This is a genomic window from Nocardia neocaledoniensis, assembly GCF_029868625.1.
GTDB classification, from domain to species: Bacteria; Actinomycetota; Actinomycetes; order Mycobacteriales; family Mycobacteriaceae; genus Nocardia; species Nocardia neocaledoniensis_A.
The window spans coordinates 1-5,951 of record NZ_JARWOJ010000202.1; the positions used below are offsets into that span (position 1 = coordinate 1).

Consider the following 5,951-nt stretch of genomic DNA (forward strand, 5'->3'; position numbering starts at 1 on the left):
CGCCCCCCCCCCCCCCCCCCCCCACCCCCCCCCCCCCCCCCCCCCCGGGGGGGGGGGGGTCCCCCCCCCCGTTCTCGGGGACCTATTCGCCGGTCAGGCGCTTGCGGTCGCGCTCCTCGGCCTCGCGGGCGGCGTTGCGGCGCTGTTCCTCGGCCGCCAGCTGCACCGCCGTGCGGCTCCACACCACGCGCACCCAGTGGAAGGTGAGCACCATGATCGCGATCGTGCCGAGGATCAGGCCGATGCCGGGGCCCGCGCCCTCGTAGTTGCCGAGGCCGGGGGTCTGCCGGTGCCAGATCGAGAGCACACCGAAGACGCTGCCGACGGCCGAGCCCGCACAGGCCAGCCAAGCCAGCACCCAGCGGCGGGTGGTCAGCGCCAGCAGCGAGAAACCGACGCCGAAGACGATGACCAGCCACACGAAGATCCGCGACGGCAGCCCGATGTGCTCGAGCCGCGCGGCGTCGGTGTTGAGCAGCACGTCGAATCCGCGCGCGGTGCCCGCGGTCGGCAGCACCAGCGAGATCAGCAGCGCGAACACCGCGCCCGCCACCACCAGCGCCCGCGCGCCGGGATCGATCTCCCCGGCGATGCGGCGTTCCACCGCGTCGAGCTCGCCGCGGAACTGTTCGAATTCCTGGTCCTCGTCCACCCGGTTCACCGCGTTGTCGCTCCTGTCGGCAGGCTGGTCGTCGCTGGGCGCGGGCGCGCCGGGCTCCACTGTGCCATCACCGGGTACCGCGCTCGCGTCCGACCCACTACTGCCGGTAGTAGATTCGGGTTCCTCGGCCGGTGAGCTCACGCCGAGCATCCCGTCGAGCATCCGCTGACGGCCGGTTCGACGGTGACCGGGGCGCCGATCTTCGGCAGCCCGAGGCCGACACCGATCGGCGCGGTCTTGGGCGTCACGCCGCGCTCGTGCGCGTCACCGGCCCTGGTACGCCGGTGCGTCTTGACCACGCCGTCGGCGATGAGGTGGTGCGGCGCCGCCGCGGTGATGTCGACGGTGACGAGGTCGCCGGGCCGGATACCCGCCGCGTCGCCGGGCCGGAAGTGCACCAGCCTGCCGTCGCGGGCGCGCCCGCTCATCCGGGCGGTGGCCGCGTTCTTCTTGCCCGCGCCCTCGGCCACCAGCAACTCGACCTCGGTGCCGATCAGGGCCTGGTTGGCCTCGAGCGATACCTGCTCCTGCAGGGCGATCAGCCGGTCGTAGCGCTCCTGCACGACCGCCTTGGGCAGCTGGTCGGGCAGTTCGGCGGCGGGCGTGCCCGGCCGCTTGGAGTACTGGAAGGTGTAGGCGCTGGTGAAGCGCGCCCGGCGCACCACGTCCAGGGTCTCCTGGAAGTCCTCCTCGGTCTCACCGGGGAAGCCGACGATGATGTCGGTGGTGATCGAGGCGTGCGGCATGGCGGCGCGCACCTTGTCGATGATGCCGAGGAAGCGTTCCTTGCGGTAGGAGCGTCGCATCGCCTTGAGGACCCGGTCCGAGCCGGACTGCAGCGGCATGTGCAGCTGCGGGCAGACGTTGGGGGTCTGGGCCATCGCCTCGATGACGTCGTCGGTGAACTCGGCGGGGTGCGGCGAGGTGAAGCGCACGCGCTCGAGTCCCTCGATCCGACCCGCCGCGCGCAGCAGCTGGGCGAAGGCGCCGCGGTCGCGCGGCTGTTCCGGGTCGACGAAGTTCACGCCGTAGGAGTTCACGTTCTGGCCGAGCAGCGTCACCTCGAGCACGCCCTGGTCGACGAGCGCCTGCACCTCGGCGAGCACGTCACCGGGGCGGCGGTCGACCTCCTTGCCGCGCAGCGCGGGCACGATGCAGAAGGTGCAGGTGTTGTTACAGCCCACCGAGATCGACACCCAGCCCGCGTAGGCCGATTCACGCTTGGCGGGCAGCGTCGACGGGAAGGCCTCGAGCGACTCGAGGATCTCGACCTGGGCGACCTCGTTGTGCCTGGCCCGCTCCAGCAGCACCGGCAGCGAGCCGATGTTGTGGGTGCCGAACACCACGTCGACCCACGGCGCCTTGCGCACGACGGTCTCGCGGTCCTTCTGCGCCAGGCAGCCGCCGACGGCGATCTGCATGCCGGGGCGCCCCTGCTTGACCGGCGCGAGGTGACCGAGCGTGCCGTAGAGCTTGTTGTCGGCGTTCTCGCGCACCGCGCAGGTGTTGAAGACCACCAGATCGGGGGTCTGGTCGGGGTCGGCCTTCACATAGCCCGCGTCCTCGAGCAGGCCGGACAAGCGCTCGGAATCGTGCACGTTCATCTGGCAGCCGAAGGTGCGGACCTCGTAACTGCGCGCCTGGGTCACCGTGCGCTCCGTCGCGTTCTGTCCGTTCGAATCCACCCGTCCAGGGTACGGCCACCACCCGGTGTGGTCTGCGTCGCGGTCGCGAGTACGCCAGGTTACCGGGCGGTGTCATCTCGGCGTGCCGCGACGGCGAGTCACGGAAAGCGGGGCAAATCTCCGAAGAACGCCTAAGGTTTCTGACCATGACCGACGACGCCGCACCCGCGACCGGGAACGCCGACGCCGCAGCCACTGCTGGCGCGCCGCCGATGATCTCGATGCGCAACGTGGACAAACACTTCGGTGAGCTCCATGTTCTGCGCGATATCAACCTGGACGTGCCCCGCGGGCAGGTCGTGATCGTCCTCGGCCCTTCGGGCTCGGGGAAGTCCACGCTGTGCCGCACCATCAACAGACTCGAACCGATCGACTCCGGTGACATCGCCATCGACGGCGTCGCGCTGCCCGCCGAGGGCAAGGCGCTGGCCGCGCTGCGCGCCGAGGTCGGCATGGTGTTCCAGTCGTTCAATCTCTTCGCGCACAAGACGATTCTCGAGAACGTGATGCTCGCGCCGCTGAAGGTGCGCGGCGTCAAGAAGGACGAGGCGCGCAAGAAGGCCCTCGCCCTGCTCGACCGCGTCGGCATCGCCAACCAGGCCGACAAGTATCCCGCGCAGCTGTCCGGTGGCCAGCAGCAGCGTGTCGCCATCGCGCGTTCGCTGGCGATGGACCCCAAAGTGATGCTGTTCGACGAGCCGACCTCGGCGCTGGACCCGGAGATGGTCAACGAGGTGCTCGAAGTGATGGTCTCCCTGGCCAAGGAGGGCATGACCATGCTCGTCGTCACCCACGAGATGGGCTTCGCCCGCCGTGCCGGTGACCGGGTGCTGTTCATGGCCGACGGCGAGGTCGTCGAGGACACCGCGCCCGAGACCTTCTTCACCGCGCCCACCTCGGACCGCGCCAAGGACTTCCTCGGCAAAATTCTCAGTCACTGAGCCCACTCACACCATCACAGGAGAAGGACACTCGATGAGGATCAATCGTGCGATGCGGGTCGGAATCGGCGCCGCGGCACTGGCATTGGCGGCCACGCTCACCGCTTGCGGCGGGGGCGACGAGGGCTCGGTGCTCGACCACGCCAAGGAAGGCAAGCTGACCGTCGGCATCAAGTTCGACCAGCCCGGCCTCGGCCTGCGCAACACCGACGGCACCTACAGCGGCCTCGATGTCGAGGTCTCCAAGTACGTCGCCGAGAAGCTGGGCGTGAAGCCGGAGAACATCGAATTCAAGGAAGCGCCGTCGGGCCAGCGCGAGACGCTGATCGAGAACGGCCAGGTCGACTTCATCGTCGCCACCTACTCGATCACCGATTCGCGTAAGCAGAAGGTCGACTTCGCCGGCCCCTACTACGTCGCCGGTCAGGACCTGCTGGTCCGCGCCGACAACACCGACATCACCGGCCCGGATTCCCTCGCGGGCAAGAAGGTCTGCTCGGTGAAGGGTTCCACCCCGGCCCAGAACATCCAGAAGAACTACCCGCAGGCGCAGCTGCAGACCTACGACACGTACTCGCTGTGCATCGAGGCGCTGCGTGGCGGCGCGATCGACGCGGTCACCACCGACAACGTGATCCTGGCCGGCTACGCCGCGCAGTCGCCGGGCACCTACAAGCTGGTGAACAAGACTTTCACCACCGAGAACTACGGCATCGGCCTGAAGAAGGGCGATACGGAGAGCCGGGGCAAGATCAACGACGCGATCGAGGCGATGATCGCCGACGGCGCGTGGAAGGCGGCACTGGAGAAGTCCTTCGCCGGAACCGGTTTCGCGATTCCGCAGCCGCCGACCGTCGACCGCTACTGATCGACACCGCCGCGGTGGCCCGGAAGCCACCGCGGCGGTGAACTCCCGCTTGCCCTTTCACATCGATCGGAGGACGCGCGTCCGTGTTCGACCTGATCTCGAGGTATGACTCCGAAATCCTCGACGCCTTCTGGGTGACCATCAAGCTGACGTTCTTCTCGGCGATCGGCGCCCTGGTCATCGGCACCCTCGTCGCGGCCATGCGCGTGTCCCCGATTCCGGTGGCCCGCTGGATCGGCACCGCCTACGTGTCGATCTTCCGCAACACCCCGCTGACCCTGATCATCGTGTTCTGCTCGCTGGGTCTGTACACCACGCTGGGCTGGAAGCTGGCCGGTGATTCGCTGGCGGACAACAACTACCGCTGGGCGATCGTCGGCCTCAGCGTCTACACCGCGGCGTTCGTCTGCGAATCGCTGCGCTCGGGCATCAACACCGTCCCGCTCGGCCAGTCCGAGGCCGGTCGCTCGCTGGGCTTCGGGTTCGCCCAGAATCTGCGCCTGGTGGTGCTGCCGCAGGCGTTCCGCGCGGTCATCGCGCCGCTGGGCAGCGTCCTGATCGCGCTGACGAAGAACTCCACGATCGCCTCGGCGATCGGCGTCGGCGAGGCCGCCCTGCTGATGAGCACGATGAACGAGAACGAGGCCGCGGTGCTCGCGATCGGCGCGATCTTCGCGCTCGGCTTCGTCATTCTCACCCTGCCGACCGGCCTGTTCTTCGGCTGGCTGGCCAAGCGATACGAGGTGGCCCGATGAGTGCGAGCGCTTCGGTACTTTTCGACGCGCCCGGCCCCAAGGCCCGGGTCAGGCACGGCATCTACTCGGTGCTCGTGCTGCTCGCGCTGATCGCCTTCGGCTGGGTGCTGTTCGACGCGTTCGACGAGAAGGGCCAGTTCACCGCGGCCAAGTGGGAACCGTTCCTGGACTCCGGTGTCTGGGAGACCTACCTGCTGCCCGGCCTGCAGGGCACACTCACGGCGGCGGCGATCTCCATCGTCGGCGCGCTGATCTTCGGCATGATCTTCGGCATCCTGCGCCTGTCGGATCACCGGTGGGTGCGCTGGACGGCGGGCGCGATCGTCGAACTGGCGCGCGCGATCCCCGTGCTGATCCTGATGATCTTCCTGTTCGCGGTGTTCGGCGACTACAAGGTGTTCCGCTCCGATGACCTGGCCCTGGCGGCCGTGGTCATCGCGTTGATCATCTACAACGCCTCGGTCATCGCCGAGATCGTCCGCGCGGGTATCCGCTCGCTGCCCAAGGGGCAGACCGAGGCCGCGGTGGCGCTGGGTCTGCGCAAGTCGCAGTTGATGCGCCTGATCCTGCTGCCGCAGGCCGTCACGGCGATGCTGCCCGCGCTGGTGTCGCAGATGGTGGTCGTCCTGAAGGACACCGCCCTCGGCTACCAGATCACCTATGTGGAGCTGGTGCGTTCGGCGCAGCAGGAGGGCGCGTCGCAGCAGAACACGATCCCCGCGCTGATGGTCGTCGCGTTGATCATGATCTCGCTCAACATCGCGCTGACCTTCCTGGCGACCACGCTGGAGAAGCGGCTGCGGTCGCGGCGCAAGAAGGGCGGCACGGTGCTGGCCGCCGATTCGATCGTCACCGACGCGGCGCCCGGCGTCGACATCGGCAAGAAGTAGCACGACAACGACAGTGGCCCGGTCCGCGCGGACCGGGCCACAGTCGTGTGGGGGCCGGGCTAAATAGGGTATGTGTATAACCCCACCCCCCGGGCGGCGCCGCGGTTTGCCGTGTGGATTTTTTTTTTCTTGGGGCAGGGGGGGGGCGTGG

At 68.4% G+C, this 5,951-nt stretch carries 6 protein-coding genes; 4 read left to right on the forward strand and 2 right to left on the reverse strand.

Annotated features, from left to right (window positions below):
* Window positions 1-82: 82 nt before the first annotated feature.
* The gene (locus QH270_RS14800; RefSeq protein ID WP_280342205.1) at window positions 83-823 is read right to left on the reverse strand and encodes an Rv2732c family membrane protein; all 741 of its coding nucleotides are present in this window, start codon (window positions 821-823) and stop codon (window positions 83-85) included.
* Window positions 799-2,346: a tRNA (N6-isopentenyl adenosine(37)-C2)-methylthiotransferase MiaB gene (miaB, locus tag QH270_RS14805; RefSeq protein ID WP_280342207.1), complete on the reverse strand. Its 1,548-nt coding sequence runs from the start codon at window positions 2,344-2,346 to the stop codon at window positions 799-801. Before miaB ends, QH270_RS14800 begins: the two co-directional genes overlap by 25 nt.
* 212 nt (window positions 2,347-2,558) lie before the next feature.
* Between miaB and QH270_RS14810 the strand changes: the two genes are divergently transcribed.
* The 4 genes from QH270_RS14810 to QH270_RS14825 all read left to right on the forward strand — a co-directional run bounded on the left by QH270_RS14810 (window position 2,559) and on the right by QH270_RS14825 (window position 5,800).
* Window positions 2,559-3,287 (forward strand): amino acid ABC transporter ATP-binding protein, encoded by a 729-nt coding sequence (locus QH270_RS14810; RefSeq protein ID WP_110036108.1) that lies wholly within the window; start codon window positions 2,559-2,561, stop codon window positions 3,285-3,287.
* Window positions 3,288-3,321: 34 nt separating this feature from the next.
* On the forward strand, window positions 3,322-4,155 hold the full coding sequence (locus tag QH270_RS14815) for a glutamate ABC transporter substrate-binding protein (RefSeq protein WP_280342209.1): 834 nt from the start codon (window positions 3,322-3,324) through the stop codon (window positions 4,153-4,155).
* A gap of 83 nt (window positions 4,156-4,238) precedes the next feature.
* Entirely contained in the window at window positions 4,239-4,910 is a 672-nt protein-coding gene (locus QH270_RS14820) for an amino acid ABC transporter permease (RefSeq protein ID WP_110035751.1), read from the forward strand.
* Entirely contained in the window at window positions 4,907-5,800 is an 894-nt protein-coding gene (locus QH270_RS14825) for an amino acid ABC transporter permease (RefSeq protein WP_280342211.1), read from the forward strand. Before QH270_RS14820 ends, QH270_RS14825 begins: the two co-directional genes overlap by 4 nt.
* Window positions 5,801-5,951 lie beyond the last annotated feature (151 nt).

Bases quoted from the DNA above. Each gene is read 5' to 3' on its own strand.
- QH270_RS14815 (WP_280342209.1), top strand. From the start codon at position 3,322: ATGAGGATCAATCGTGCGATGCGGGTCGGAATCGGCGCCGCGGCACTG.
- QH270_RS14825 (WP_280342211.1), top strand. From the start codon at position 4,907: ATGAGTGCGAGCGCTTCGGTACTTTTCGACGCGCCCGGCCCCAAGGCC.
- QH270_RS14810 (WP_110036108.1), top strand. From the start codon at position 2,559: ATGATCTCGATGCGCAACGTGGACAAACACTTCGGTGAGCTCCATGTT.
- QH270_RS14800 (WP_280342205.1), bottom strand. From the start codon at position 823: ATGCTCGACGGGATGCTCGGCGTGAGCTCACCGGCCGAGGAACCCGAA.